Origin of the sequence: Streptomyces sp. SN-593, assembly GCF_016756395.1 — a bacterium.
In the GTDB taxonomy this organism is placed as follows: Bacteria; Actinomycetota; Actinomycetes; order Streptomycetales; family Streptomycetaceae; genus Actinacidiphila; species Actinacidiphila reveromycinica.
This window is the reverse complement of sequence record NZ_AP018365.1, coordinates 6,921,139-6,943,756: the sequence shown is the minus strand read 5'-3', so window position 1 is coordinate 6,943,756 and position 22,618 is coordinate 6,921,139. Positions and strand designations below refer to the sequence as shown.

Here is a 22,618-nt window from a genome sequence, read left to right as displayed (position 1 = left end):
GCAGTTCAGGGTCGTAGTCCACCCGGACGTATCCGGATCGACCATCTCCGCAACCGCCGACAAGAAGTTCCCGGGGATCGCCACTACGCACCCCCCGTGTTGCCGGCCGCCGCCGCCAGGTCGTCAATCCCTGCCTCGACGGCGTTGCGGATGAGAGGTTCGACCGTGCCCTGCACGACCCCGAGGAACTGCCCCGAGTCGAGGTAGAGCTTCCCGGTGAACTCGCCGCCCCGCGCCGGGGCTGCGGCGGTGGCCATGGACCCCGAGCCGGAGCGCTGGACCCGCACCGCGCCCATCATGTCGGCCATGCGCTGCGTCGCCCTGACCGCCTGCGGCGCGTGCATCCGCACACCCGCAGCCGCTCCCAGCGCCACCTGCTTGCCGACCTGGTCCCGCATCACCCTCGACGGACTGTGGATGCCCAGCTTCTTCTTGATCGTGGACACCATCCCGGCCGCGAGCTTGTTCATCTCCGCCTGGATGGCCTTCTCCTGGGCCTGCAAGCCCGTCAAGAAGCCCTTCCCGGCTTGGCTTCCGGAGTCGTACATCGAGTCGGCGAGGCTGTTGCCGTAGGACGTGGTCAGCTTGTTCTGCGCCGCCGCGAGCTTGTTGAGGTTCGCGATGTCGGAGCTGCTGGCGCCGGCCAGAGTCGACGCGAGCTGACTGCCCGGGCCGGCGTCCGCGAGCTGCGACAGCAGCGTCTTGGACAGGCCCATCTTCGACAGCTTCGCCACCTCGGTGGCGAAGGACTTCGCGGTCGACTGGGACTGCTGCATCTGCGTGATCAGGCTGGACACCGACGACGCCGACGTGTCCCCGATGCCCAGGTAGTCGCCTAGGGACGATGCTTGATCCGACGCGTAGGACTTCGCCGACGCGATCTTCGACTGGATCGCCGCCCGCTGGTTCGCCAGGGACTCCAGCTTCGACGCCGACTTGTTCATGCCCGACACCAGGCCACCTGCGCCAGCAGCCTGGAGCTTCGTGTTCATCGACTTCACCGCCGACGCGATGGCGCTCGCGGTGCCGGTTTGCAGCGTCTTCAGCCAGCCGTTGGCGAGGGTGTTCGCGACGGACTGCACCTGCTTGGAGTGCGAGTTCGCGGTCGCGAGTTCCTTGTTTGCCGCGGTCAGCCGCTTCCGGGCCGCCTTCAGGTCTTCCTCGGCCGCCATGATCGCGAGCTGGTCGGCCTTGCGCTGCGCCTTGGTGTGCGCCGTCGCCTCGGCGCGCCGCAGAGCTGCGATCTGCTTCTCCAGCGCGTCGACCTGCTTCTGCGCCTTCGACACGTCGCTCCGGGCCCGGCTCAGGCTCACCGTGCCCGACGCGTAGCCGGGGATCTTGATCCCTGCCGAGCGGGCGGTCAGCAGCGAATCGAGGTGGCTCAGCACCGTCTCGCCGCCGCCGAAGTTGACCAGCTCCGGGCCCTTCTCGCCCACCCACGCCCAGCCGCGGGCCGCGCCGCTCCCGGGCGTGCCCTTCGCGTACCAGTGCGGCGAGTGGGAGTTCCACGACGCCCACGCGGTCATGGGGTCGCCATACCGGCCCTTGATGTACGACAGGCCCCACCGGATCTGTGTGGCCGCGTTCGTTCGCCAGTCCGAGCCGGCGGCCGCCATCTTCGATCCGGGGAGGCTCTGCGGGATGCCGTAGGCGCCTGACGTGGGGTTCTCGGCGTTCGCCCTCCATCCCGATTCGCTGTTCCACAGCTTGATCAGCGCGGACATCTCGGAGCTGGCGCTCTTCGGCCACATCTGACCGACGAGACCCGACGCGTACTTCTGCGCCGACGCCACACCCGGCGACAGAGGCGTCCCCGAGCCGGCGTTCGGGGTCTTCGCCGACAGGAGCTTCGCCGCCCACTTCGCAGGCAGCGAGACCCCGTTCGACAGCAGGCTCTCCGCAGCGTCCAGCGGGCTGTGGAACAGCCCCTTGACGGCGGCGTTCAAGACGTCCTTGCCCTGCAACAGCCCCTTCATCAGGCCGGACATCATGTGCCCGCCTAGCTCTGCCATGACCTTGCTGGGGCTGTGGATGCCGAAGACCGCCTTGATGCTGCCAACGATCTTGTCCTTGACCTGACCAGCCCAGTGGCCGATCCCGCTCTTCGCGTCGTTCATCACTGCGGATGCGCCCGACATCAGGCCGTGAATCAGGCTGCCGCCCGCGCCGGTCAGCCACGACGACGGCTTCACCACAGCCGACACCAGCGGCGACTTGATGTGCGACACCACCCACTTGCCCACACCAGCCAGCGCAGACGTGATCCCGCTGTACAGACCCGAGATCAAATACCCGCCGATACCAGCGAAGACCGTGGACGGGGAGTGGATACCGAACGCGGACTTCACGTAGCTGACAAACGGGTCAACGATATGCGCGCGCACCCACTTCGCGGCGCCCTCAAGCCTCGCCACAACGCCGTTGTACAAGCCCGAGATCAGATCAATCCCCGACTGGTAGAACGTGAACTTCCCCAAGTAGCGGAGCACCACGCGGACGAACTTCCCGGAAATCCCCGGGACGCTGTCCGTCAGCGTCTTGAACGCCTTCTCCGCAGCCGACTGCAGCTCCAGACCCATCAAGCCGATGCGCGTCGGGATCAGCCCCAGCTCGGTGCCGAGCCACCCCGCCAGCCGCGGCGCCACGCGGGTAAACGCACCCGTGAAAGCACTGTACATGCGCGTCACAACATCGCCCACGGCGGTCGCGGCCCGACCTGACGTCCGACCAATCCAGGACGCCCAATCCAGGGTCTGCACCCACGGAATTTTGTCCAGGGCCGCGCCGATAGCTTTGATCGAGTCGCCCCAGGGGATCTTCGAAAAGACCGTCCCGATCGCGTCGCCGACCTTACCGATCGGCACCACCGACAGCACCGCGATGATGGCGTCGAGCCAATGCTTCTTCCAGAAGCTCACGGTGAAAAGCGGCGCGAACAGCTTGTCGATGAAACCGATGGCCAGAGGGATCGCCGTCGTGCCGAACGTCTTCCCGACATCCACCCAGTCGATGTTCTGAATGGCCTTCGACACGTCCTTGCCGAGCGCCTTCGAATGATCCGCGACGAAACCGAAGGCGGCGTCAAGCCCGTTGCCCAGAGTTCCACCGAGAGCATGCCAGTCCACGGTCTTGATCGCGTTGCCGATGGCCGCGGCCAGCACGCTGGTGATGCGCTTCGTCATCGACGGCGGCGCGGCAGCTTTCGACAACGCTTGCGACTGCGCTGGCGACAGGTTCTCCCCGAAGTTGCCGAGGCCGCCCGGGTTCGCCTTCCCGGCAGACGCGAGCGCCTTCGACTGCGACGCCGACAGGTTCTCCCCACCCTTGAAGACCTTCGTCGGGTTCAGGGTGCTGTTGAGCTTCTTCGACTGCGCGGCCGTCGTGCCCGGCTGGATCGGCGACGACGAGTCAGCCGTCACCCGGTGATACACCGGGTACGTGGCCTTCTTCGTAGACCCGCCCAGCAGGTCGGTGAGCTTGTCCAATCCCACCGACTTGTAGGCGGACTGGAGAATCCCCCCGAGCTGCGATGCCCTCGATTTCAGCGCCTCAATCGGGATCAGATTCGCCGCAGCAGCAGTGAACCGGCCGAGCGTCGGGATGCCGGTCTTGGTGATGTACTGCACCACCGACGACAGGATCGGCAGGACTTTGTCGCCCAGCTCGATCTCCATCACCTGCAAGTTGGACTTGATCAGGTTGAATTGCGCCTGGACGGTCTTCCTTTGCGCCGTTACAGCGGCAGGGAATTTGTCCATGCTGTTGTTGACCTGGACCTGCTTCTTCTCCAGCACGTCCAGGTTATTGACCATAGACAGGATCGCCGACGACGACTTGCCGCCACCGAAAGCACGAGACAGCAGAGCAGCCGACTGCGTCGCACTCAACCCGGACTTGTCCAGGTGGTCCTTCAGCAAGCTGATGGCGCCGATGATGCCGTCCTTGCCGCGCATCGCATCGCCGAGCTGCGTACCCGTCAGGCCGATCTTCTTGAGTTGCTTCGACGCGGCACCCGACGGCGCGGCCAGCAGGGAGATGGACATGCGCAGGCGGGTAGCTGCCGACGCGGAGTCGACGCCCTCATCCGTGAAAAGCGCGAGGGCGCTGCCGACTTGGGAGAGCGTCAGGCCGAAAGTCTTAGCCGTCGGGAGAATTCCCGTACCGAGGGCAGAGACCATGTCCTCCATGGACATGTTGCCCGCGCCGATCGTCGCGTTCAGCGTCCGGGCGGCCTGGTCCATGTTCGTGGCGCCCTTGATCCCGGTACGCCACGCGCCCGCCAAGGCGTTCGTCGTCGCTTCGAGATCCGATCCGCCAACCGCCGCGAGATCGGACGCCGTCTTCAACGCCTTCATGGCATCGACGTTGTCCATGCCGACGGACTTGAGGTGGTACAGCGCCTCGGAAAGCTGCTGTGGGCCCTGCTGCGTGGACTTTCCGAGCGAGAGCACCTGCTTTGACAGGGTCGAGACGTCCTTCGCCGAGGCGCCAGCCTGCGTCTGAATACGGGTCATCTCCGTCTGGAAATCCACCGCCTTATCGGCAGCCACCGCCAGACCCGCAGCGACGCTCCCGGACAGCACGGCGCCGAACTTCGCGGCGCTCTTGATGACTTTCCCGAAGCCGCCGTCGAGCTTCCCGGCCTGCTTGCCGATCTTGTCGAACGCCTTGCTCGCCGAGTCCCGCGCAATGACGTCGAACCGCACACCAGTCGTAGAAATGGCCACCGTGCCCCCCTCGAATTGACGGGAGCACGGTGGCTCGGTGTGGGCTACTTCATCGCGGCGGCCTCAGCCTCATCCGCGGCACGTTCCTCGGCCTCAACGAAGTAGAGGAGCTGCCACAGGGTCAGCTCACGGGAGTCGGTGCGGGCGAGAAGCTCTGCGCGTGTGCAGCCGAGGTCGCGGGCGAGAACGAGGGTGAATCGGAGCCAGCCGCCATCGCCGCCGTCTCCTCCTCGGAGTTTCCCTCCGCCTCCTCCACCTCCTCGTCATCCATCCCGGACAGCCGGGACGCCGCGTCGAACATGCGGGAGATGATGCGGGATGGGTGCTTGCCGAGCGTCGGAGCGTCCTCGTCGCGGAACAGCCGCTTCCCGGACTCGTCCACCAGCGTCCGCACCAGGAACCGCGCCCTGTAGTTCCGCAGGTCCGTCTCGCCCTTCCGACGGCTGGACATCTCGAACGCGTCCCTCTCGGCACCGCTCATGCCCTTCACGAACACGGAGTCGTCCCACTCCGGGATGGGAACCTCCTCGACCTCCGGGTCGGTGGACTTCGCGAGGATCGCGTCGCGGGTCAACGCCATGACAGTTGCTCTCTTTCACGTGATCTTCTTGCTGACATTGGAAATGACACGGTTCACCGCGAGCCGGGCCTTCGGGCCGGCCGCGCGCATCACCTTGTAGAAGTAGGGCTGGGCCGGCTGCTGCACCCACGCGGCCGTATTGCCGAAAACCGGGTGCCTCCACCTCGGCTTCGAGCCCTCCATGTACGCCTGCACGGCCTTGGCGCGAGCGGGCATCTTCCGGCCGTCCACGCGGATGATGACCGAGGCTTGCTTGCCCGCGGTCTTCACCTGGAGGGTGGTCGCACGGGACATCTGCCCCCGCAGGCCCGAAGCCGAGTACGGGCGCGACGACGGGATACGTCGGATGCTCGCCCGCACCGCAGGAACCAACGGCTGGGCCGACTTCCGCAGTTCCTTACGAAAGGCCGCCAGGATCGTCTTGTCGTCCATCTTCCGCAACTCGCGGGCGATGGTGGACAAGTCCTTCCCGCTGTACTTCGCCACGTCAGGCCGGGATGGTGACGTTCTCGCTCGGCTCGCGCGTCACCGTGAAGTTCACGGTGATCGTCGCCGCGTTCGACATGTCGCGGACCTTCGGGACCGAGGAGACCCGCACCGGGAAGACGTCCATGTAGTAGTCGCCGGTGTCGCCCTCGTCCAGCCACACGATGAACCCGCTCTGGTTGCGGGTCAGGAGGCCGCGCACGTCCTGCCCGGACGAGTCCGCGTAGAACGTCAGCGAGCTGTCGTCGGCGGAGATCGTCGAGGGGATCTTCCCCACGAACCGACTGCCGAGGTCCGGGGTGTCCACGGTGTCCGAGGTCACGGACCAGCCGGAGATGTCGGAGACCTCGTCCGACAGGTCGGTGCCCGCGTCCAGTTCGGGACGCGTCGGTGACGTCGGGTTTGCCACGGCGGGCAGCCAGTAGACCTTCGTCTTCTCCGGCCGGAAGTACCGGACGGTGGCGGCGATCGGGGTAGCAGTCATGACTCCTCCTTGGGGGTCTGCGTGCGCCGCCGCTTAGTCGGCTCGCTGTCGCTGTCGGAAGATGCAGAAGCCCCGGCATCGGCCGGGGCGTCGGTGGTGGGCTCGGGATCGGGGGCCGACGCTCTCTTCGGCTTGCGCGGCTCTGGCTCCGGGTCGGTCGCCGGCACCCATCCGGCCGCCTGGTGATGCGGCACCGCCAGCGGCGACACCGTGATGACCTGTCCCGGCAGGTTCGGATGCTCCATCCGCACGCTCTCCGCCATCACGACCCCACCCTCACGACCGCGACCGACATCGAAGTCACACCGTCGTAGGTGATGGACGCCCGGCCCGTGCTGGGGTCCCGGTACGTCGCCGTCAGCGGGATGAAGAAGGTCTTGCCCGCGGCCACGGACACAGATCGATCCGCGACCGCGAGGTCACCGTCCACCGTGCCCGGCGTCGCCAACGTCACCACGTGTGCCGACGCGTCCGCGTTCTTCACCACCAGGAACACCCCGGCGCCGGTCAGCGCCGTATCGCCACCCGAGGTGGCCGCCACAAGCAAGGCGTCCAGTTGCAGCCCCGTTCGGGGCACCACATTCGTCGCAAGAGCCGCCACCGGCCCCGCCTCCTCACGATTCAGAAGAAACCACCGCAGGGCCGCGGCAGACATGGCAGAGTGCGGGCGCACCACACTCAGGGGACGATCCAGGGGGGATCATGAACAGACACATACCGACCGCCGCAGCAGCAGTCGCGGGACTCGTCATCGGCGCAGGCGGATGGGCCCTCCTCGGGCCCACCAAGACGCACACCGTCCACGACACCGCCACCGCGGCGCCAGCGGGGGCAGTCGCCAGCAGCCCAGCCCCGACCGGGACGGGAGGCGGCCACTACACGTCAGCGCAGGCCATCGCCGACAAGCTCGAAGCGGCGGGGTTCGTCGTGTCGATGCTCCACAAGAGCAGCAACGACGGCTCCGACATGGGCATCGATGCCGCCTACGACTTCGACGTCACCGAGAAGCCCGGCGCGGCGCCCGGCGACTCCGGGATCAACATGTTCCGCAACCCCGAGGCAGTGGTGACCTGGACGGGCATGTCGAAGGGCTTCGGAGGGATCGCCGTCACCGGCGACACCTGGGCCGTCAGCCTCGCCTCCGACAACGCTGCATCCGTCAAGCTCAGCAAGGAGATGGCACCGCGCATCGCGAAAGTCCTCGGCGGGACCGTGCAGGAGTAGGTCACAACCGCGTGAACGCGTCCACGTCCACGCCGAACATCACTACCGCGACCGCGCCGTCCGTGTCCTGGGTCTGCGTCAACGTCATACTGCCGGGCTGCACACTCATGGCCGACTGCCCCAGCGTCGGATTGACCGCGAGCGCGGACCCAAGAACGTTGAGGATGTCGTAAGCCCGAGCGCGAGCCGCACGAATGTCGCCGCTGCCCGTCAACACCGCCGCGGCACAGTTCACGGTGTAACGCTCGCGGCTCCGCTGCGTCGACAGGCCCTCCCGGGTGTCCTCGCCGTCGACCGAGGTGACCTCGTCGTCGTGGTAGCCGACCGTGACCGCCTCCGTGGGAGCGCCTTCGGTCACGGTCGGCCCGTCGAACACCACCACGCCGTCGAAGCCGCCCGCGGTGGACAGCGCCGACTTGAACTCCGCGGCGAGAGCATCCAGAACGACGGGAACCGTCGAGAACCACGCCATCAGCCCACCACCACCCTCGGCGACCCCAGCCACTCCAGCGCCTTACGGGGAATCGAGTACATCCAATGCGGATTGTGGATCTCCTCCGGGCCCACCACCGAAGACCGCAGCGCACCCACACCTCGGCGCGTCTCCCAGTTGTGCTGGAGCACCACCAACGCGCCCCGCTTGTAGTTCACCGGCACGTCCTCGTAGCCGGCCTGGTATGTGACCTCCACCAGGCCGCGCACCGGCGGACCGGACAGCACACGCACCAGCCCCGTCTGCGGATCGGGCCGCATCAACGACACGTCCCACTCGTACTCCGTGTACACGGACTTGACGGACGTAAGGGAGATCAGCGGCACCGACCACAGACGGAACCGCCGACCGAAATGGCGATGGCCGTCAACATCCTCAACGACAGTGCGCGGTTCGACGACCTCGTGCATGTAGTCCTCGACAACCGCAGTGATCCCGTCGCAGTACGCCTGCACCTCGTCATCGCACGACGTGTCCGTATCTGCGATGCGAAGCTGCTGCTTGGCCTCCGCCAGGGTCACGATGGACACGTCACGCCTCCGCGTGGGCCGCCACGTACTGCGCCATCACGTCCTCGGGGATCGCGCCACGGGCCGGCACCTCGACGCTGTTGTCCTTCGCCCACGCCCGGACGTCCTTTGCGGCCGGTTGCGCGGCGGCGGATGCGGGTTCCGATGCGGTCGGCTTCGAGTCGTCGCCCTCGTCGCCGGTCGCGGCCTTAGGCACCTTCACCGCCTCCTTCTGCGGCTTCAGGGCCTCCTCGACGCCGTCCGTGTCGAAGTGCACGGTGATCGGCTCGAACTCCGCGCCGTAGACGTCCAGGATCGGGTGACCAGCCCGCGCGAAGGTCTCGCCGGCCTGGAGCACGATCTGCCGTCCCTGCCAGACCACGGCCGCAGTGCGCCGCGCGACCAGAATGTCGCCTGCCATGACGATCTCCTCTCTCCGGTGAGGGCCCCGGCGGATAGCGCCGGGGCCCAGTGGCAGGTCAGGTCGGGCTGACGACGTTCAGGACGCGGATCGCGTTCGGGACGATGATCTTCGAGTTGTTCGACCAGTACGCGTAGATCCCGCGCTGCCCGGTCGGGCGGCCGTTCGCGCCGAACAGGTGCGGCACCAGCTCCACGCTCATGCCGATCCGGTCCACGATCAGGAACCCGGTCTTGAAGTCCCCGAAGGCCAGCACCAGGTTGTCGCCGCCGCCAGTGCTCTCGATGGTGCCGTCCATCGACGACACCTCGTAGGCCGAGTAGCCGATCAGCTCCGGCGGCTGGCCGGTCTGAAGACGCGCCCACAGGTCGCCGGCGAGCCCGCCCTTGCTCTGCGCCGCCGCCCGAACCTTGTTGTAGATGGTCTTGTTGCCCAGCCACGTCGCGCGCGGACGGAACCGCGGAGGCAGCGCCGTCTCCAGCGCGAACAGGTCGTCCGGGATCGTCAGCGCGCCCGCACTGCCCGACTGGCCGACCTTCTGGCCCGCGCCGATCGTGCCGATCACGCCGCCCGGGTTGGTGCCCGTGCCGTCGCCGGTGATGAACGACCCGGCCTCCTCAGTGTCCTTGGCGTCCTGGAGCAGCATGGTGACCTCGCCGCGCATCTCGTTCCACGAGCGCTCGATCTCCACGGAGAACGGCACGAAGCCCTGCACCCGAGTGGTCGTCACGCTGGGCTGGCCCAGGGTCGGCGTCGAGTCGGGAGCCTGGTCGCCCTCCGAGCCACGCGTCACGGTGACGCCCGCGGAGGTGACGCCCTCCCACGCCTTCCCGACGATCTGCTCGACGCGCGCGACCTGCCGCAGCGGGTTGATCACGCCGCTGGAGGTGAGGATCACCGTCGGGTCGAGCTGGAACGGCACCGCGTAGCCGCCACCTGCGTCCACGCCCAGGCTGAGGGCGCGGTGCTCCTCACCGGTCAGGCCGTTGACGCTGAGCTTCTGCATCATCTTGCCGAACGCCCGGTTGTAGATCGGGCTCCCGGTGGTGAGCATGCGACGCGCCAGGGTGCCGTGCTCGTCGTCCTTCGTGTCGACCAGGTACGACGCGCGCTCCTGGGCCGCCTCACGGGACTCCGCGCCCGGGAACTGCGCGATCTCGATCGCGCGCATCGCCCGGTCCCGCAGCATCCCGGCCGCCTCCTCCGGGTTCCGCGCCTGCGTGCGGATCGAGGTCGTGTCGTACACGTCCACCCCGATGTGCACCGCCGGCGCCTGCCGACCGCCGCCGAGGAAGCCAGCCCGGTCGGTGCGCTCCGTGGCGCCCGGGTTCGCGGCGAGCACCGCCTGGAGCTGCGCCTGACGCCGCTCGCTGTCCGCGAGCGCACGACCGTGCGTCTCGTTCTCCTCCAGCAGCCCGTCCCACTCCTGCTGGAGTTCGGCGGGCATCGTCGCACCGGAGTACTCGCTGTCGATCTCCTGGAGCCGGGCCCGGATCTCGCTCTGGCGAGCCGCCCGCTCCTCGACCGTCATGCGGTCGTCCATGTCTGTCCTCGCTTCGTTCGTCGAGCGGTTGGTGATGTTCGCCGAGTGCGTGTGCGGCTCGGATGCGGCTCCGGAAGGTGCGGTCGGCGTGACGGCGGCTCCAGTGCCATGCACAGCGGCTGGAGTGCGAGGGGCCGGCTCGGTGCGTCCCGAAGTGCTGGGCCAGGAGGCCGGGATCAGGCTGGACAGCCCGAGTTCCGCGGCCCGCTGGGTGATGTGGGCGCGGACGTCGTCCGCGGTGGTGCTGTCGACTGCCACGAGCGCGGTGTCGAGGTCGGCGCGACCGTGGTGGTCCAGATCGCGAATCGGGCATGCCCCGTCGGGCATCGTCCAGCCCTGCGCCGTGGCATGGGCAACGGCTGCGGCGTCGAGGTCGGCGACGTTCGGCGCGTCCAGGTTGCCAGAGGCGCCCTGAGACCGGACGCCGACGATCGCAGCGTCCGAGTAAGCCGGGATCGGCGTCGGCCCATACTCGATCAGGGCGATCTCCTGCCGGGTCACCAGCGTCCGCTGACCTGTCGACCGGTCCGGTAGGTACGGGCCGGTCGGCGTGGACTTGATGAACCTGCCGGTGAACGACTGCCCGGTGATATCGCCGTTGCGGATCGACTCCAGCACGGCGTCAGCCAGCGGGGTCTTGTTGTACCGGGTGACCGTCAGCAGGCCCTTGCCGTCCGCGCGAGGTGCTTCCAGCGGAACGCCGATCGGCACCGACCCCGACTCCGATGGCGTCCCGTGCAGGGTCTTCGCGTGGTTGTAGAACACGCCGATCCGACCCGCGCGCTCCTGGACGGTCTTGTCGAACGCCGTGCGGGCGATCTGCTCGTCGTACTCGCCATCCTGGTCGACGATGAACGTGGGACTGTCGAACACCGCGGCGTAGGCCGTCACGGTGCGGCCGTCTCCGCCAGCTCGGATCTGGATGTCGTCGAGCGCGAACACGCGCGAATGCAGGTTCTGATCACCGGTCACTGCCCGGCTCCTTCCGCTGGGGTAGCACCGCCATGGGGCTGCTGCTCAGCCGGCGGTACCGCCGGGGCGTTGGGGTTGAACGGCTCCTGGCCGTTGCTCGGCGGCAAGAGCTGCACCGATGTGAGGCCGGTGTGCTTGAGCAGGGACATGTCGTTGTTCAGGACCGCCTGCGTCGCCGAATCCGGGGTGAACCCGTCCCGGACGAGAGCGGTGATGGTCTGTGCTTGGGTCTGCTGAATGCGGGACAGCACCTCGGCGTCCTCCCGCATGAACGCCACCGACCGGGTCGTATACCAGAGAGACGATCCGGAGTCGGGCGGCGTGAGCAGTGGCTCCAGGGATGCTGCGGCGTTCGACCACAGGTGCTCCAGCGTCCCGTCGGACAGGCGCCGCCGGGCGCTGGAGAAATTCCCTGCATTCAGTGCGGACCCTTGCAGCCCCTCCGAGAAACCCACCCAGGACGGCGGGACACCGGCCGCCGCCGCGAGACGCGACTCGCCCTTGCCCTGCGTCGCGGCGAAGTCGAGCTGCCGCATATCCGCGCCGATCACCTTCGGATCGGCGCCGCCGCCCATGTACAGGGTCCGGTAGGCGTTCGCGACCCCGGTGTGCTCCTCCTCCATCAGCTCCTTGAATGCCTGGACCTGCTGAAGCTTCACTGATGGATCGAACTTGATCGCAAGGTTCGGTGTGGCCGCGTTCTGGAAGAAGCGGGCCTTGTGCTCCGTCGCCATCGAGTCGGCCTGCAACTCCCGCAGCACCGGCGTGATCCACGACATGCCCAGAAAGTGGAAGTCCGGGTCGGGGATCGGCGCGTAGTGCGCCATCCTCCCGTTGGAGCCGTCCGCCGGGTAGAACCGCATCGGACCCGACGGCGGGTCATACACGTAGCCGGCGACCTCGACGTCCGGCGCCTCGGCCGGATTGTCGGCGTTCGTCTGCGACCCCAACACGATGATCACCCACTGCGGCGGCAGGACGTTCAACCGGTCCGCGCGAGTACGCCGCACGTAGGAGTTGCCGGCCGTCGATGCGTTCCACTCCATCCGACCCAGCAGGTCGCCCGTTGTGCCGCCCGGCCACGGCCGCTCCAGCAACCCAAGCTCCGGCGAGCCGAACAGGTCCGTCGGGGCGCCACCGGAGAACCGCGTCCACTGGAATCGGGCTTGGCTGAAGATCTGCTGCCGGGCCAGGATCAGCGAGAAGATCGGCCCGTTCGTCTTCGCTGCCGCCGCCGTAGTGAGGGCGACAGCCTCCTGGTCGATGGTGTTCATCGTGGTCTGGACGATCGGATAGTCCAGGCCGCCGAACCCGAAGTACTGCGCCCACTGGTTCAGATCCAGCGGGGCATCCCGTGAGCCGGTGCGCGCCGCGGCGCGCTGCGCCTCAATCCGTTCGAGCAGCCCCACGACGGGCCTCCTGCCATCCGATTCGGAGCGCCGCCGCCACCCAGGCCACGCCCAGCCAGACCAGCCCGCAGCCCTTCGCCGCCAGCCAGCCCACCCCGAACAGCAGGCCGCCCAGGACAGTCAGGACAGTGCGCCAGAACCGGATCCTGCGGGCCTCCGCGGTGATCTGATCCAGCGGGATCTGCTCGCTCCACGCCGCCACGACGCCCCCTCACCCAACGAGTACGAACGGAGCCTGTGGCTCCTCGACGCCGTATGTCGCATGACCATGGCGAGCCAGCGTCACCGCCACCAACGGGGCAATGACCGCACCCGACTTCGGCCTCGACCACGCCCACGCCTCTGCAAGCGGCCGGGTCGCGACCCCGTCCACCGCCGTATCCAGGGGGGTCTGCCCGATGTGCCGGAACCGGTCGTTGGCGATGTCGTCAGCAAGGGCGCCGCACGCCTGCGCGTACTCCCGCGTCCCCATCATGTGGAGCCGCCACGCGTCGCCCAACGGCTCCTTGTCCAAGGTGAACCCGCGCTCCAGCAAGCTCTTCTCCAGCGACCCAGCCGGCCCCGCCGGGTCCACGATCAGCGCCACCGGTGTCGGCTCGATCGATTCGAACAACTCCACCAGCCGGTCAACCACCCACCCGGTGCCCTGTCGGTGCTCCACAACCTCGCCGTGCACCAGGCCATCCGATCGCCGGCCTGCCACCGCGATCGACGTCGTGGACCGGTCCGGGGTGATGTCCACCGCCAGCGCCACCGTGCCCTCCCGCTTCGACTCCTCGTCGAGGCAGGCAGCCCAGTCGCCCGGCTTGATCGGGGTCTCCCCGCCGATCGGGTCGTCCCACCAGCCCATCCGCTCGCGGGCGTACTCGGCGGGGGGAAGACCGCGGCGCTCGCCGAGGATGTACTCCACGGTGATGCGCCGGCCTACCGCCGGGTTTGCGCGCTTTACCAGGTCGAGGTTGTCGCACCCGCACCCCTTCACGTCCTGGGCGTGCGTGCACGTCTCGCCGTCCGCGCACGCCTCATTCGGGGGTGGCGCGCACCACTCGAAGTACGTCAGCGACGGGTCTCCGCCCTTGCGGCCACGATCACGGATCCCGCGCAGGACGCCGGAGTCGATGAGCCCAGCCGACGAGCCGTACACCACCTGCGGGTTCGGGCGCGCCGCCAGGGTGGGGAACAGCGACCCCATGTGCGTCGGCTGCAACGCGAACGCCTCATCAAGGATGATCTTGTCTCCGGAGAGACCACGACCACCCGTCCGCGTCCGCGCCTTGAACATCAGACGACGATCCCCGTGAAGCTCGATCGCCTCGTTCCCGCTCCCTCGGTGAATCTGCTTCACCCGGGCGGCGAATCTCGGCGTATCCATGATGAGCTGCTCCATGTCCCGGAACGCCTCCTGCGCCGTCCGGAACTCGTGAGCCGACCACACCACGAGTCGCTGGTCAGTGATGAAGAGCCAGCCCAGTGCCGCCATCTTGAACAGCCCGGTCTTCATGTTCTGCCGGCCCACCACGACCGCGGCCTCCAGGGCGGCCACCTTGTCCGCGCTGTCTACTGCGAAGATCGCATCCAGGATCAGGCGCTGCTCCAGGTCCGGCACGAACCCGGCCAGCTTCGACAACTCGGCGACCTGCGCCCCGTAGGTGTCCACGTGCGGGGGCACCCACGAAAAGGCCGGCTCAACGAGCCGCGCGCTTGCGCTGCACATGCGCCCTCAACTCGTCAATGGGATCCGTTTCCACCTCGGCGCCAGCCGTAGCCGCCGCAAGGGATGCCCGAAACTCCTTCACGAGCGCCGCCAGCGACGCCCCTGACTCCTGCTCCGCACCGTCAATCCGCCGAGCCAACGCCAAGGCCACCTGGCCAGCCGATGTCTCCGCACGCGCAACTGCGGCAAGCTCGGCGCGCACCACCTCGGCGAGCGCGCCATCCCCTTCGTCGTCGGCCGGCCGTGGAAGTACCTTGACGTCGGCCTCGACGCCGCCGGGGCGGCGTTGTGCGCGCTTCTTGCACCGCTCGGAGCAGTACCGGGCCGAAGACCGCTTAGCCTCGAACTCTTTGCCGCAGTCGCAAGTCCTCACCATTGGGATCCCTAGCCGATCAACGCCAGTTGCTCACCCATCGGCCGAACGCCCTTGGCGACGTTGCACGACAGGTGCGCCAACTGCACGTTGGCCCGGGTGTCGTCACGACTTTCCGAGATCGGCACCATGTGATCGATTGAAGGCGACAGCGGGTTCGGGCGCCGCAGCCGCATGTTCACGAGAAGCCCGCATAGTCCGCACCGGAACCCGTCCCGCGCGGCAATCTGCGCCAGGGTGTACGACTCCGACACGATGTCGTCGCCGCGCCGCTGCCGGTTCTTGCGCCGATACCGCTCCAGCTTCCGCTCGGCCTGGTGCTCCAGGCAGAGCGGTATCGTCCCCCGGCTACGCACCTGCACGCCGCAGTCGGCGCACGGCCGAAGGGGCAGGCGTGCCCTACCCGCGACCGTCGCCAGCGACTTATTGGAGCAAGAGGTCGAACAGTACGAGGCGTTACCCACGCTCAGGAACGCGCTTCTGCAGTGGAGGCATTCGCGGCGCCGCGTCGCCCGGCGGCACTGACGACACTTCCGTTCGCCAGCCGGGAGCGATGTGGAGCCTCCCCAGAGCAACTTTCCGCAGGTTGAACACGGCGTATCGGGCTTACGAGCCATGAGGCCTCCCGGAGATGCGGAAGCCCCGAGCCGGGAGACTCGGGGCTTCCTCCCAGCCGTGATCAGCGACTGGTGCCTGTGAGGATTGCCGCACGACGGGTGTCCCGTCAGCGGTCCCGCTTGAACGCTCCTCTCGGAGCGGCGAAAAGAATCAAGAACGAATGGACCCCATTGGCTTGACTAAGCCTCTGACCTGCGAGAACCTAGTTGCAACGGCGGAACGGACGCCGAGGTCACAAGCCCTGATCGCTCAGAAGATGAGCGAGAGGGGCTTTTTTCGTGTCCCGGGACGCAAAGCCTCACGGACGGATTCGTTCACTGGGGGCGGGGTCAGGAGACGATCATGAACCCGTGTCGGACATGCCCCCCTCGTCCCGCCTGTCGTACTATGTCCGTTTTGATTGGTTCACCAAGCTTCAGAGGTTCGCATGCCCTTTGACCTGCGGCGATTGGCGTTGCCTCGCTTGGCGCCTTCGCTGCGGTTGCACGAGGCGTGAGCGAAGCCGCGGTAGGCACTCCGGTCGGCGGTGTGGTCGAGGTCGAGGGCTTGGCCCTTGAGCATGGGTGCGCCGCAGTGGTGGCAGGGCCGGCCGTATGCCTCGGCGAGTAGCGCTCGCCGAATCCGTTGATGGTCGGTTCCGTAACCGCGGTCGCTGGTGGATGCCATCGCGTGGTGTCACCTCACTCGGCGGTGCGCCTGCCGTGTCCCTATGGCGGGGCCACCTACCGGGTGACCACCCGTACCGCCTGGGCGCCCTGCTGTTCTGCGACGGTTTGGGTGAGGTCCCGCACCCGCTGGTACTTCTCGTCGGTGGTGTGCCCGTCCCACGTGGCTTCGCCGTCGGGCACGTGGGCGAACAGGTCGAGGTCGCGCTGGGCGATGTGCCAGGACCACTGTCCGCTGGGGGTGTCGAGATAGACGATGCGCCAGTCGGGGTCGCTGGGGTCGTCGGCCATGGTGGACGGCAGGATCGCGGCGAGGTGCGCCACCAGGTGGGCACGCTCGCGGTACACGGCGATGAGCTGGGCGCCGGCTTCCTCCACGCGCGCTCGGGCGCTGCGGGTCGCGGCCAGAAGGTCGGAGTCCCACTTCTCCATCGTCCGCTCGGCCTCGCGGTCGACCCGCTTGATGTACTCCCGCGCTTCGGCAAGCTGCTCGATGAGTTGCTCTCGCGTGGGCTTGATGCGCGGCTCCCACCACTCGGGCGGTTCGACGGCGAGCGGGACGCCGATGTGGTTGCGTGCGATGTCGTTGCCGGTTTCGTCGCGCACCTTGTCGCCGAACTCGTTGGTGACGTACACCTCGCACCGCAGGGTGCGCTGGTCGCCGTCGCCTTGGATCTCCACGTCGGCGTCGACCGGCACGTCGTTGGGGTTGATGCCGTTGGCGGTGAGCCAGTCGCAGACCTCCTGGCGCCGGTCGTCGGTGAGCGCGGCCATCATTCCTCCAGGTGTGTGGACGCCCCGTGCCTGGAGTCGCGGGGCGTCCTTCCCGCCGGGATCAGCGGCGGGCGTGTTTTGGTTGTGGGGTGCACCCGGAATCGAACCGGAGCCGCGACCTGAACCCGTAACGTTCATGCACCCGGAGCCCCCAGACGGTGTCGAACCGCCGGCCTTCCCCTTACGAGGGGGACGCTCTACCGCTGAGCTACAGGGGCTGGTTGTTCAGGGCGCGCCGCCGTTCCGGATTCGAACCGGTACTGGCCAGCATCGGACGACAGCCTTCGTCTGCCGGCGGCGTCCCCGTCTTGGTGGCGGCCTGCGCCCGTCCCTGAGGCTGGGCCGCTCGTGTGTGCCCCTGCCGTGGCGCGTCTGTGCGCGGGGACGGGTCTGGGGCGTCCGTGGTGGAAGGTCCGCGCGGCCCGACCCGCAGCGGGCCGCGCGGTGCAGGCGTCGCCTTCTGGCATCGGCCTGCGGGCCGCGCGACGGGGGTCAAGCGCGGCGTCTGTGTGGTCAGGCGGCTCGTTGGCCGCGCTGCGGGGTCGGCTTGTACCGGGCGGCACGCTCACGGATCTCCGGTAGCGCGTACATCGTCTTGTACTCATGACCGTTGCCGGTGAGCCGGCCGTTTCCCGCGAAGCGCTGGATGGCGCCGCGTGACGCCCACTTGCGAATGACGGCTTCGGGTACGCCGGTCTCTGCGGATGCCTCGTTCGCGAACACGAGGTCTTCGACTTGCACTTCGACCGGACGCATGGGCACCTCCGGGAATGCAGAAAGCCCCCGACGAATCGGGGGCCTGAGGTTTGCAGAAGGCGCACGTGTCCTTCGTTGAAGGCACTGTGACATATGACGATCACACGCGCAAGCCCGATCGATCGGGATTTGCGTGCGTGTCGTGGGTGGTCAGGCGGCCGTGACTCGTTCGGCAAGTGGTAGTTCGAGTACGCCGATCCGGTCGTATTGGGTGTCGCAGCCTGAGCAGCGGGCTCCGGGCGTAGAGACGGTGACGCGAAGGATGCCGCCACAGGGGCAGGTGACGGCGATTCGGCGTTCGGGGCGTTCGCCGGTGGTTTGCCGTCGGCAGGCGCGGACGAGTTGCGCGAGTTCGTCGGCGAATTCGGCGAATGCGGGGTGGTCGCTGGATGCCCAGTCGAGGTTGTTCCGCAAGGCGCCCACGACTTGGTCAAGCTGCTGCTGGAGGTTGCCCCGCCAGCGGGGGTGGGTCCAGCCGAGGATGTCGTGCCAGTCGACGAGCCACGTCTGCAACACGGTGACGACGCCGCCGCGGGCTGCGAGGTCGAGGGGTGCGAGCCGGACCGGCAGGGGTGCGGTGCGGCCGGCTGGCGCTCGGCCGTCGCTGATGGATGCTCCGGGGGCCATGCAGGCGGAGAGTTGGGCGTAGAGCCCGGTTGGTCCGGGGAGTGCGTTGAGGTCGCGTTCGGCGCGGTCGCGGCAGATTCGGCAGGCGATGCGGCCGAGTTCGTCGGTGCGGAGGTCTCGGTGGCAGGCGGTGCAGGTGGGCCACTGGTAGTCGGCGGCGTCCGTGACTGGCATGGCGTGCTCCTGGTCGTGCGGCGGATCAGGTGGTGGCGGGCGCGGGGATCGTCCAGCAGGCGTCTACGCATTCCTGCATGGCGTGCTTCTCGCGGTCCCAGTCGTGCGGGTATCCGGCCTCGTCGAGGCGGTGTGCGATGTTGTCGATGCCGCCAAGCTGGTCAACCGCCCACAGGAGCCAGCGGCCTCGGTCGGTGAGCCATGAGCCGCCGATGACCGTGCCGTGTTCGAGGAGACCCGCATTGGTGAGTAGGCCCATGACGACGTAGTAGGCGCCGTTGGTGCCGCACCGTGCTTCGGCTTCCTTGTAGCGCTGGTTCTCGTAGAGCGGCGCGAGGCTGAGGATCTGGTGGACGAGGGCGCGGGCCGACTGCGGATCGCCGCAGCCGCAGAGCGGCACGTCGTCGGCGAAGATCAGATAGAGGTGGCTGGCGATGTCGTCGCTGGTCACGATGCCTCACCCCCGAACCGCCACGGCTGCCGCTGGAGCCCTTGCAGAAGCTCCCTCTTCGCGACCTCGCCCGCCGCCTTGAGCGCGCCCTCGTCCACGATCAGCAGCTCCCCTGCCGGGCATGCCGGGCTCGCCCGCACGGTGATGATGTCGGCGACGCCCGCCTGATCAACGGCTGCGCGGATCTGGTGCTCGCGGTGCGGCTCGCAGTACACCGTCCGCTTCGACTCCTCGCGGGCGATCTCCAAGAAGCGGATCTCGGTGACCATCTGGTCGTACAGGCTCTCGCTCACCACGACTTCCTCTCCGACTTGAGCACGGTCCGAAGCATCCCGGGCGTAACCACGATCCGGTTGGCGAGGGTTTCCACGTCCTGCCGGAACGCCCGGTGTCGGGCCTCCTGCGCATACAGCTTCTCGCGCAGGTCGGCGTCCTCCTGGTGCCACAGCAGGTGCATGGCGCGGTCTGCGGCATTCGCCACGGCCACCGGGTCGGTCGTGTCCACGTCGAGGGTCGCGCGCCACCGGCGGTCCATCGTGTCGTCGCCAACCCCGCAGGCGACTACACCGTCCACGGGGCGCCAACTGATCCACCAGCCGGAGAATCGCATGGCGTGGCCCGTCTTGGGGTCGGGGTAAATGACCTCGATCTCCCCGTGTGGCCAGCCACCCGGGGCGTACTCGATCTCCCAGCCGAGGGCCTCCAAGCGCTCCAGGAGTGCGTCGAGGAACTCGCCGTGGGTGTGGGTGTCATCGCTCATCGACGCCTCCGCTTCACTCGGTTCTTCTGCCGTCGCCGGTACGCGTGCCCGTCGACCGCGAGGCGCAGACGCTCGACGGGCAGCGCCCACAGGCCGGGCGGATCGCATTCGGGGCAGCGGTAGATGCCATCCGCTCCGCGGTACAGGCGCGGCCGGTGCGTCTGGTGGCGTTCTGCGGCAGTGCCCCACGTGTCGCGCAGAACCTCGTACTCGCTCATGCCGACAGTGTGCGCCCGGCGGCCGACAGGGCTGGCGTCGATCGATGGTTGATCCGCACCACGGTGCCCGCGACGTAGTTCAGCCCTGCGGTCCCGGCCACTCTGGGACGTATCTGTCTGCCATGGGTGTGGGATTCCGGGAAGCACCCTCGCCAAACAAGATCTTCGGCGTACCGTCGTCATCCCACTGGATCACGGGCACCGGCGGATTTCGGAATCCCATGTCGGCCATGTCCCAGCCCCACCGTGCCGCAGTCCGCATCACCACTTCGACCGCGTCGCGTCGCAACGCGGTCGTGTCCGGCGATGGCACAAGGAGGTCGGATACCGGCTGATCCGCGGCTGCGAGGACGTCATCACTGGCTGCGGCCGTTACCAGTGCATCCCGCGTCGCGTTTAGATTGGCCTCGAACTCCGCCGGGCCCACGCGGCCCCTCACGTCCCGACTGTCCAGCCATCGCCGGAACCAGGCGCCCATGTCCGGGTTGCGCTTGAACCCCCGCGACACCACGAAGATGCCCACCAGCACGACGACGGGCCACTTCAGCGACGAGATGAACTCCAGGACGCTCACGATTCCCCCTCACGCCAGGCGAGCAGTCTGGCAGCTACATGACCCGGATGCGGGGCGTCGGAGGGATCGGAAGGTCGTAGGGCAGCTCCCATACGAGATCGCCCCTGCGGCAGTGGATGCGCAGCTTGATGGGTTTGCCGTCCCACTGATCGCGCCACCGCTGATCGCGGTTTGCCCCTTCCTGCCACGCGGGCGGGCGGGTGCGCTCAACGGCGATTGGCCTTCCGCGCCCGACGACCAGCGGAAATGCCGCGATGCGCTGTCCGTGCGCGTCTGCCTCGTCGATGCCCGGGCGAAAGCGGTACGGCCCCCACGTGTGGGCGTCGATCTGCTCCTGCGTCATCCCGGGGTGCGGTAGCCGCAGCGTGCGGTCTCGGTCATCGCTGGGAGTCACCTCGATCACGATCTCATCGAGTCGACTGAGCGCCGCTGGTCCGCGGAGCTGTACGTCGAGGGTGGCGTGGTCGCCCTGTTCGCCAGCCAGTGCGATCTCGAATTGTGGGGCAAGCTCGCCTTGGCGGCGGTCGCGCTCGATCCGTGCAAGCGCCTCGGCCGTGCGATTCGCCGACTCGGCGGCGGTGGTCGCTTCCTTGGCGATTCCGTTCGCGCGGGCCGCCGCCCACCACGAACCGCCGGCCGCGACCGCGCTGAACCCTGCGGTTGCCGCGTTGGCCCAGTCGGGCCAGTTCGAAGACATGGGCCGTGATCGTAGCGGGGCGGCGGGGGGCTTGTGTCACGAATCGAGAACACGTCACGCAGATGTGCCCAAGGTCCGATCAAATGGCGTTCCGCAAGCAAGGGGGAAGCCTCATGTATGTTCCGTCCGATGCACTGGCAGGCCGTTTCGTGCCACCGCCCGGCCGCATGCCGGCTTTCCACCTCGTCGAGTACGCAGGCGCCTTGCGCCTCTGTGAAGACGCAACCGGACTCCTCGTTGGACCCACCAACCGGCATCTTGCCGCGGCCGGCATGTACGTCACCAACGCCCGTGGCGAGAAGTACCACGCCAGAGCTGCCCGCGCCGCAGACCTACGCCCCGGACAGCCGCTCCGGCTGGTGCCCGAGCCCGACAACCCCCATGATCCTTTCGCTATCGCCGTGCACTCCGCGGACGGCATCGGCCCGGTGGGCTACATCAACAAGCAGAAGGCCCGCGCTTGGTCGAAGCTGCTTGCGACTGGCGCGAAGTGGGGGACGATCAGCATCCGAGGAACCGGGCCAGGCCAGGCATGCAACGGCCTCGCGGTCCTGTCCGCGAGCCCGGCCGTCATCCGTCACCTTCTCTCGCCCCGGCCAGCGGGACTTCCGGCGCCGGCTTTACTGCGGAGTGCCAACTGACGCTGCGGTCGCTTCGGTTAGCCCGTCTCCGCTCCGCCGCCGGACTTGGCCGAGCTGGCGGCGGAGCGATGGTCATGCCGGGGCGCCCGGGTGTTGCCGGTCGTGGAGTTCTGCGATTTCGTGGAGTTGGGCGAGGCTGGGCCACTTGATGTCGAAGGTGTAGACGCGGGGGTCCTTGTCCGGCGTGTCGTCGCAGCCCTTGCAGATGAGGGTGATGAGGGTGTCGCCGGGCTTGGTGAGGGCGTCGGCGACGACGTGGTAGCGGTAGGTGTCGATCACGTGATCAGTCTGCTCCTTCCTACACGGTCAGGTTGAGGTGTGCGCCGAGGTTGATGGGCGGGTCGGCGTCCTCGATGGGGGGGACGCTGATGGGCACGGTCGGGGTTCGGTCGTGGACCGTCACGGCCGTGTACCGCTCGACCCGATGTCCGCAGGTGCAGCCAGCATCGTGGCAGTGCTGGTCGCGGGGTGCGCGCTGGCTGTCGCGGGTGGGGCGCGGGTGGGGCAGATCATCGGGTCTCCTTCGTCCGGGTGATCGTGTTGCGGGTGATGGTGGTGAGTGCGGCGATGGCGCGGAGGATGTTGGCGAGGTCTTCGAGGGTCACGGCACTCCCTGGTGGCGGTTCGCGTGGAGGCGGTCGGCCTTACACCTCCGTAGAAGAGAGCTGGCGCGGTGTTGTGACAGCGCCCCGTCCCTCGTCAAAGCCACCAGGTGGTCGCCCCGCGCC

The 22,618-nt window shown here is 67.9% G+C and carries 28 protein-coding genes and 1 tRNA gene; 2 read left to right on the top strand and 27 right to left on the bottom strand.

Going from position 1 to position 22,618, the window contains the following annotated elements; translation table 11 throughout:
* Positions 1-83: 83 nt before the first annotated feature.
* The 6 genes from RVR_RS29915 to RVR_RS29890 form a co-directional block, all read right to left on the bottom strand.
* The gene (locus tag RVR_RS29915; RefSeq protein ID WP_202237028.1) at positions 84-4,706 is read right to left on the bottom strand and encodes a phage tail tape measure protein; all 4,623 of its coding nucleotides are present in this window, start codon (positions 4,704-4,706) and stop codon (positions 84-86) included.
* Between the two features lie 142 nt (positions 4,707-4,848).
* A complete protein-coding gene (locus tag RVR_RS29910) occupies positions 4,849-5,307 on the bottom strand; it encodes a phage tail assembly chaperone (protein WP_202237027.1) in 459 nt (152 codons plus the stop codon).
* Positions 5,308-5,322: 15 nt separating this feature from the next.
* Positions 5,323-5,793 (bottom strand): hypothetical protein, encoded by a 471-nt coding sequence (locus tag RVR_RS29905; RefSeq protein ID WP_202237026.1) that lies wholly within the window; start codon positions 5,791-5,793, stop codon positions 5,323-5,325.
* Between the two features lies 1 nt (position 5,794).
* Entirely contained in the window at positions 5,795-6,277 is a 483-nt protein-coding gene (locus RVR_RS29900) for a phage tail tube protein (RefSeq protein ID WP_202237025.1), read from the bottom strand.
* Positions 6,274-6,540, bottom strand: coding sequence for a hypothetical protein (locus RVR_RS29895; RefSeq protein ID WP_202237024.1), 267 nt, complete (start codon positions 6,538-6,540; stop codon positions 6,274-6,276). Before RVR_RS29895 ends, RVR_RS29900 begins: the two co-directional genes overlap by 4 nt.
* Positions 6,540-6,878: a hypothetical protein gene (locus tag RVR_RS29890; protein ID WP_202237023.1), complete on the bottom strand. Its 339-nt coding sequence runs from the start codon at positions 6,876-6,878 to the stop codon at positions 6,540-6,542. The genes RVR_RS29895 and RVR_RS29890 overlap by 1 nt, the downstream gene beginning before the upstream one ends.
* A gap of 101 nt (positions 6,879-6,979) precedes the next feature.
* Here RVR_RS29890 and RVR_RS29885 point away from each other — a divergent pair, with 101 nt between their 5' ends.
* Positions 6,980-7,501, top strand: a complete 522-nt coding sequence (locus tag RVR_RS29885; protein ID WP_202237022.1) for a hypothetical protein — start codon at positions 6,980-6,982, stop codon at positions 7,499-7,501.
* Between the two features lies 1 nt (position 7,502).
* Here the strand turns inward: RVR_RS29885 and RVR_RS29880 are convergent, their stop codons facing one another.
* The 20 genes from RVR_RS29880 to RVR_RS29785 all read right to left on the bottom strand — a co-directional run bounded on the left by RVR_RS29880 (position 7,503) and on the right by RVR_RS29785 (position 21,249).
* Complete coding sequence (locus RVR_RS29880; RefSeq protein WP_202237021.1) at positions 7,503-7,973, bottom strand: hypothetical protein; 471 nt, start codon at positions 7,971-7,973, stop codon at positions 7,503-7,505.
* Positions 7,973-8,524, bottom strand: coding sequence for a phage gp6-like head-tail connector protein (locus RVR_RS29875; RefSeq protein WP_202237020.1), 552 nt, complete (start codon positions 8,522-8,524; stop codon positions 7,973-7,975). The genes RVR_RS29880 and RVR_RS29875 overlap by 1 nt, the downstream gene beginning before the upstream one ends.
* 1 nt (position 8,525) lies before the next feature.
* On the bottom strand, positions 8,526-8,924 hold the full coding sequence (locus tag RVR_RS29870; protein ID WP_202237019.1) for an Lsr2 family DNA-binding protein: 399 nt from the start codon (positions 8,922-8,924) through the stop codon (positions 8,526-8,528).
* Positions 8,925-8,982: 58 nt separating this feature from the next.
* The gene (locus tag RVR_RS29865) at positions 8,983-11,439 is read right to left on the bottom strand and encodes a phage major capsid protein (RefSeq protein WP_202237018.1); all 2,457 of its coding nucleotides are present in this window, start codon (positions 11,437-11,439) and stop codon (positions 8,983-8,985) included.
* Positions 11,436-12,848 carry a phage portal protein gene (locus RVR_RS29860; RefSeq protein ID WP_202237017.1) on the bottom strand — a complete coding sequence of 471 codons (1,413 nt, stop codon included), beginning with the start codon at positions 12,846-12,848 and terminating at the stop codon, positions 11,436-11,438. The genes RVR_RS29865 and RVR_RS29860 overlap by 4 nt, the downstream gene beginning before the upstream one ends.
* Entirely contained in the window at positions 12,826-13,050 is a 225-nt protein-coding gene (locus tag RVR_RS29855) for a hypothetical protein (RefSeq protein ID WP_202235287.1), read from the bottom strand. Before RVR_RS29855 ends, RVR_RS29860 begins: the two co-directional genes overlap by 23 nt.
* Positions 13,051-13,059: 9 nt before the next feature.
* Positions 13,060-14,505: a terminase gene (locus tag RVR_RS29850; protein ID WP_202235286.1), complete on the bottom strand. Its 1,446-nt coding sequence runs from the start codon at positions 14,503-14,505 to the stop codon at positions 13,060-13,062.
* 28 nt (positions 14,506-14,533) lie between these two features.
* Positions 14,534-14,938, bottom strand: coding sequence for a hypothetical protein (locus RVR_RS29845; RefSeq protein WP_202235285.1), 405 nt, complete (start codon positions 14,936-14,938; stop codon positions 14,534-14,536).
* 8 nt (positions 14,939-14,946) lie between these two features.
* Entirely contained in the window at positions 14,947-15,297 is a 351-nt protein-coding gene (locus RVR_RS29840; RefSeq protein WP_202235284.1) for an HNH endonuclease, read from the bottom strand.
* 661 nt (positions 15,298-15,958) lie between these two features.
* Positions 15,959-16,219, bottom strand: a complete 261-nt coding sequence (locus RVR_RS39210; RefSeq protein WP_202237016.1) for an endonuclease domain-containing protein — start codon at positions 16,217-16,219, stop codon at positions 15,959-15,961.
* 56 nt (positions 16,220-16,275) lie between these two features.
* Positions 16,276-16,992 (bottom strand): WDGH domain-containing protein, encoded by a 717-nt coding sequence (locus tag RVR_RS29830; protein ID WP_202237015.1) that lies wholly within the window; start codon positions 16,990-16,992, stop codon positions 16,276-16,278.
* 146 nt (positions 16,993-17,138) lie between these two features.
* Positions 17,139-17,210, bottom strand: a tRNA-Thr gene (locus RVR_RS29825).
* Positions 17,211-17,505: 295 nt separating this feature from the next.
* A complete protein-coding gene (locus RVR_RS29820) occupies positions 17,506-17,748 on the bottom strand; it encodes a hypothetical protein (RefSeq protein WP_202237014.1) in 243 nt (80 codons plus the stop codon).
* Between the two features lie 150 nt (positions 17,749-17,898).
* On the bottom strand, positions 17,899-18,549 hold the full coding sequence (locus RVR_RS29815) for a hypothetical protein (protein ID WP_202237013.1): 651 nt from the start codon (positions 18,547-18,549) through the stop codon (positions 17,899-17,901).
* 25 nt (positions 18,550-18,574) lie between these two features.
* On the bottom strand, positions 18,575-19,000 hold the full coding sequence (locus tag RVR_RS29810) for a hypothetical protein (RefSeq protein WP_202237012.1): 426 nt from the start codon (positions 18,998-19,000) through the stop codon (positions 18,575-18,577).
* Positions 18,997-19,293 (bottom strand): hypothetical protein, encoded by a 297-nt coding sequence (locus RVR_RS29805; RefSeq protein ID WP_202237011.1) that lies wholly within the window; start codon positions 19,291-19,293, stop codon positions 18,997-18,999. The genes RVR_RS29810 and RVR_RS29805 overlap by 4 nt, the downstream gene beginning before the upstream one ends.
* Positions 19,290-19,760 carry a hypothetical protein gene (locus tag RVR_RS29800; protein ID WP_202237010.1) on the bottom strand — a complete coding sequence of 157 codons (471 nt, stop codon included), beginning with the start codon at positions 19,758-19,760 and terminating at the stop codon, positions 19,290-19,292. Before RVR_RS29800 ends, RVR_RS29805 begins: the two co-directional genes overlap by 4 nt.
* Positions 19,757-19,978, bottom strand: coding sequence for a hypothetical protein (locus RVR_RS29795; protein WP_202237009.1), 222 nt, complete (start codon positions 19,976-19,978; stop codon positions 19,757-19,759). Before RVR_RS29795 ends, RVR_RS29800 begins: the two co-directional genes overlap by 4 nt.
* 79 nt (positions 19,979-20,057) lie before the next feature.
* Positions 20,058-20,552: a hypothetical protein gene (locus tag RVR_RS29790; protein WP_202237008.1), complete on the bottom strand. Its 495-nt coding sequence runs from the start codon at positions 20,550-20,552 to the stop codon at positions 20,058-20,060.
* Between the two features lie 34 nt (positions 20,553-20,586).
* Complete coding sequence (locus RVR_RS29785; protein ID WP_202237007.1) at positions 20,587-21,249, bottom strand: hypothetical protein; 663 nt, start codon at positions 21,247-21,249, stop codon at positions 20,587-20,589.
* An 83-nt stretch (positions 21,250-21,332) separates the two neighbouring features.
* Between RVR_RS29785 and RVR_RS29780 the strand changes: the two genes are divergently transcribed.
* Positions 21,333-21,890 carry an HIRAN domain-containing protein gene (locus RVR_RS29780; RefSeq protein ID WP_202237006.1) on the top strand — a complete coding sequence of 186 codons (558 nt, stop codon included), beginning with the start codon at positions 21,333-21,335 and terminating at the stop codon, positions 21,888-21,890.
* Positions 21,891-21,962: 72 nt separating this feature from the next.
* Here RVR_RS29780 and RVR_RS29775 read toward each other — a convergent pair whose 3' ends face one another.
* The gene (locus tag RVR_RS29775; protein ID WP_202237005.1) at positions 21,963-22,169 is read right to left on the bottom strand and encodes a hypothetical protein; all 207 of its coding nucleotides are present in this window, start codon (positions 22,167-22,169) and stop codon (positions 21,963-21,965) included.
* Between the last annotated feature and the right edge of the window lie 449 nt (positions 22,170-22,618).

What these genes read in the sequence shown, in the direction of transcription:
- RVR_RS29910 (WP_202237027.1), bottom strand. Translation starts at nt 5,307, where the DNA reads ATGGCGTTGACCCGCGACGCGATCCTCGCGAAGTCCACCGACCCGGAG.
- RVR_RS29900 (WP_202237025.1), bottom strand. Translation starts at nt 6,277, where the DNA reads ATGACTGCTACCCCGATCGCCGCCACCGTCCGGTACTTCCGGCCGGAG.
- RVR_RS29895 (WP_202237024.1), bottom strand. Translation starts at nt 6,540, where the DNA reads ATGGCGGAGAGCGTGCGGATGGAGCATCCGAACCTGCCGGGACAGGTC.
- RVR_RS29885 (WP_202237022.1), top strand. Translation starts at nt 6,980, where the DNA reads ATGAACAGACACATACCGACCGCCGCAGCAGCAGTCGCGGGACTCGTC.
- RVR_RS29880 (WP_202237021.1), bottom strand. Translation starts at nt 7,973, where the DNA reads ATGGCGTGGTTCTCGACGGTTCCCGTCGTTCTGGATGCTCTCGCCGCG.
- RVR_RS29870 (WP_202237019.1), bottom strand. Translation starts at nt 8,924, where the DNA reads ATGGCAGGCGACATTCTGGTCGCGCGGCGCACTGCGGCCGTGGTCTGG.
- RVR_RS29845 (WP_202235285.1), bottom strand. Translation starts at nt 14,938, where the DNA reads ATGGTGAGGACTTGCGACTGCGGCAAAGAGTTCGAGGCTAAGCGGTCT.
- RVR_RS39210 (WP_202237016.1), bottom strand. Translation starts at nt 16,219, where the DNA reads ATGGCATCCACCAGCGACCGCGGTTACGGAACCGACCATCAACGGATT.
- RVR_RS29830 (WP_202237015.1), bottom strand. Translation starts at nt 16,992, where the DNA reads ATGGCCGCGCTCACCGACGACCGGCGCCAGGAGGTCTGCGACTGGCTC.
- RVR_RS29820 (WP_202237014.1), bottom strand. Translation starts at nt 17,748, where the DNA reads ATGCGTCCGGTCGAAGTGCAAGTCGAAGACCTCGTGTTCGCGAACGAG.
- RVR_RS29815 (WP_202237013.1), bottom strand. Translation starts at nt 18,549, where the DNA reads ATGCCAGTCACGGACGCCGCCGACTACCAGTGGCCCACCTGCACCGCC.
- RVR_RS29800 (WP_202237010.1), bottom strand. Translation starts at nt 19,760, where the DNA reads ATGAGCGATGACACCCACACCCACGGCGAGTTCCTCGACGCACTCCTG.
- RVR_RS29795 (WP_202237009.1), bottom strand. Translation starts at nt 19,978, where the DNA reads ATGAGCGAGTACGAGGTTCTGCGCGACACGTGGGGCACTGCCGCAGAA.
- RVR_RS29785 (WP_202237007.1), bottom strand. Translation starts at nt 21,249, where the DNA reads ATGTCTTCGAACTGGCCCGACTGGGCCAACGCGGCAACCGCAGGGTTC.
- RVR_RS29780 (WP_202237006.1), top strand. Translation starts at nt 21,333, where the DNA reads ATGGCGTTCCGCAAGCAAGGGGGAAGCCTCATGTATGTTCCGTCCGAT.